This is a genomic window from Syntrophorhabdaceae bacterium (assembly GCA_028713955.1).
In the GTDB taxonomy this organism is placed as follows: Bacteria; Desulfobacterota; Syntrophorhabdia; order Syntrophorhabdales; family Syntrophorhabdaceae; genus UBA5609.
Map to the genome: position 1 here is coordinate 1 of JAQTNJ010000303.1, position 3,361 is coordinate 3,361.

A 3,361-nucleotide genomic window follows, 5' to 3' on the forward strand; every position below is an offset into this window, starting at 1 on the left:
TCCCTCAGGTCCTGCCTCACAAGGGCAGGGCTGACCATACGCCGCTCGAGAGGGCGGCTTTTTCTTTTGGAGGATTCATTGAGGGTTCAAATCGAGCGCGAATACTACGCTGACGGGTTCAAGATCACCAGCAAGAAGGGCAGCGGGTACATCAGAGCCGGGGAGATTCCCTCACCCGCAGTCCAACTTCTCGACTCCGTTTGTGAAGTCCCAAAAAAGCAGAGACGCGCTCTCAAGATGGTGCGAAGGGTACAGAAGCGGGAGGAACGCCTGAGAGCCAAGATTGAGAAGGGCAGGGCGAAACTCGAGCGGAAGCGGGCGCGGCTCTGAACTACTGCGAGATATGCGGCAGGCCCGCTCAGAAGCATCACATTTTCACCCGCGGGTCCTGGGGCAGAGCAGCAGAGGTTCTTGCGAACATCATCTGGCTCTGCTGGGTACACCATTCAGAGGCGCACACTCTGGGCCGCTGGACATGGGCGAGGAAGTACGGACTCGAGGAGAGGGTAGAGAGTGCCGAAGCAGAAGTCCGCGCGGCAAGTCGTATTCGTGGCTAGCATCCCCGACATCAAGACCGCGATCGGGATAAGCGGCAAGGGCGACGGCCGGCTCGTCCTGGATATCCCTCAGTCAGAGCTTGCGGAGGTCGTGAAGTTGACATTGCTTTCCAACAAGGCGCTCAAGGTAACGGTCGAAGAACTCGAAAGCCAGGTACGAATCAATGCAGGAGACACTCAGGCATAAAGAGGCGTTCGAGTACTATCTGGGGCTGGGAGTAGCACGCAGTATCACACAAGTAGCACGGCAATTCTCGGTTTCGAGGGCAGCCGTCAGCAAGTGGAGCCGCGCCTTCGGTTGGCAGGAAAGGCTCAAGACGCGAGAGGCGAAGATAGGCGCCAGGGTCGAGGAGTCCACTGACCGAACGATAGCCGATTTCAAGGCCGACCTTCTCAAGGCATGGCGGGGCGCACAAGACCGCTGGATCGAGAAGTTCGACGCGGACAAGATCAACCCCCGGGACTACAAGGACCTTGAGACGGCTACTCGGAACATCCTTCTCCTCCTGGGCGAGCCTACAGAGCGAGGAGAGATGAGCGTTGACGTGCCTGTCGAAAAGCTCGCTGAGAAACTCGATGCTATCGCTAACAACCGAGCAGAGGCGGGAGGTTCTCAGCAGTCTAACGCAGGATGAAGCGGAAGCGCTGCTCTACGACTGGGAGTTCTGGGCGCGGGACAACCAGCTCCCCCCCTCCGGCGACTGGCGCAAGTGGCTGATAATGACAGGCCGCGGTTGGGGCAAGACCCGCACCGCCGCCGAGTACGTCCGTGATCTGGCTTACAAGGGTACGGCGCCGAGGATGGGGCTCATAGCGAGGACCGCCGGCGAGCTTCGATCGACGATGATAGAGGGCGAGGCTGGGATTCTCGCCTGCTCCCCGAGATGGTTCTACCCGCACTACGAGCCGTCAAAGCGAAGGATCACCTGGCCGAACGGCGTACAGGCCGAGACTTTCAGTGGCGACAAGCCCGACCAGCTCAGAGGGCCGAGCCATCATTTCATCTGGGCCGACGAGCTTGCCTCCTGGAGATACGCCGAGGAGGCATGGTCGAACGCGATGTTTGGCTGTCGTCTCGGCGATGCCCGCGCTCTGATAACGACTACGCCAAGGCCGATCAAGCAGCTCAGAGAGTTGCTGAAGATGGACGGCGTGGTGGTCACCACCGGGACCTCCTACGAGAACATGGAGAACCTGGCGCCCGCCTATCGCGAGAACGTGCTGACCTACGAGGGGACGCGACTCGGGAGACAGGAACTACTCGGCCAACTGCTGACCGACGTACCCGGCGCCCTGTGGACGCTCGCGCTGCTCGACGAGTGCAGGGTCATGGAGATCCCCAAGGGTATCGAGATCGTGCGGCTTGTCGTAGCCGTAGATCCGGCGGTTACCAGCTCGGACGAATCTGACGAGACGGGCATCGTGGTCGCGGCCAAGTGCTCCAACGGTCATGCGTACGTGTTCGACGACCTCTCGGGGCGCCGCACTCCCGACGGCTGGGCGAGGGTCGCTGTCGGAGCCTATCACGGCAACCAGGGGGACAGGATAGTTGGCGAGGTGAACAACGGCGGGGACCTCGTGGAGAAGACCATACGCACGGTGGACTCCAACGTCAGTTACAAGGGCGTTAGAGCCTCTAAGGGCAAGATGGTCAGAGCGGAGCCCGTAGCGGCGTTGTACGAGCAGCACCGGGTTCACCACATTGGCAACTTCCCGCAGTTGGAAGATCAGATGTGTACCTACGTGCCGGGCGAAGCAGACTTCTCGCCGGACAGGATGGACGCTTGTCTAGTGGCGGGCACATTGATTTCTACCGAAAAGGGTGACATCCCGATTGAAGACATAGGCTCTGGGATGTTGGTAAACACGAGACGGGGATATCGAAAAGTGATACATGCTGGCATGACTCACTCAATGGCGAACGTGCGAACTGTGACGTTCTCGGACGGGCGCACATTGACAGGAACCGCAAATCATCCTGTGTTTGTTCAAGGCAAGGGGTTCACCTCTATTGACGCGCTGTTATGGGATGATATAATAGAAGTATGGAAAGAGAGACAGTCGTATTCAATGGGAATACGTTTGCGCGATACCCGGATTCGCCAAAGCGCAATCACCAAGTTTATTTCAGCCCGGTCGCTGGAGGGCATGCGAAGGGTCTCGGCATGCTGCATCAAGAGATTTGGAAGGCGGCTAATGGGCCTATCCCGCAAGGGCACATTATCCATCACAGGGACGGCAATCCCCTCAATAATGAGTTGGACAATCTTGAATGTGTTGACCGCGCCTCTCACACGGAAAAACACAAGGGCGAATGCAGTGACCGCAAAAGGCAGCACCTCGAACAGATTCGGCCACTTGCTTCAGCATGGCATGGGTCTTCCGAGGGTATCGCTTGGCACAGTGAGCAAGGGCGACGCAGTTGGGAAGATCGAGAAACACACCAGCGCACATGTGAGCAATGCGGCCAAGAATTTGGCGGTTACTTCCCCAGCAGACCTGCCCGTTTCTGCTCAAGAGAATGTAACCAACGCTGGCATGATGCTAACCGAACCTACTACGAAGATCGCCAGTGTGTTGTCTGCGGCACTACGTTCAATATCAAGAAATCTAAACCCCAGAAAGTCTGTTCCCGTAAGTGTTCGTGGGTTTTGCGACGCGGGAACGGCCCCGGTTTATAACCTCCAAGTCCAAGACGTTCCTGAATATTATGCCAATGGAATACTTGTGCATAATTGCGTCTGGGCGATTAGCGAATTGATGTTGAAACGACAGGGCAAGAGCGGAACGTCGAAGAAGAGGAC

Annotated in this window: 4 protein-coding genes; all 4 read left to right on the forward strand. The window is 57.7% G+C overall.

Annotated elements, in window-relative coordinates:
* On the forward strand, positions 1-330 hold a 330-nt coding region (locus tag PHU49_16130; GenBank protein MDD5245538.1), incomplete at its 5' end, for a hypothetical protein.
* Between the two features lie 219 nt (positions 331-549).
* Positions 550-744 (forward strand): hypothetical protein, encoded by a 195-nt coding sequence (locus PHU49_16135; GenBank protein ID MDD5245539.1) that lies wholly within the window; start codon positions 550-552, stop codon positions 742-744.
* Positions 722-1,192, forward strand: a complete 471-nt coding sequence (locus PHU49_16140) for a hypothetical protein (protein ID MDD5245540.1) — start codon at positions 722-724, stop codon at positions 1,190-1,192. Before PHU49_16135 ends, PHU49_16140 begins: the two co-directional genes overlap by 23 nt.
* The coding region (locus tag PHU49_16145; protein MDD5245541.1) for a terminase family protein at positions 1,134-3,361 on the forward strand (2,228 nt) is incomplete at its 3' end. The genes PHU49_16140 and PHU49_16145, both read left to right, overlap by 59 nt.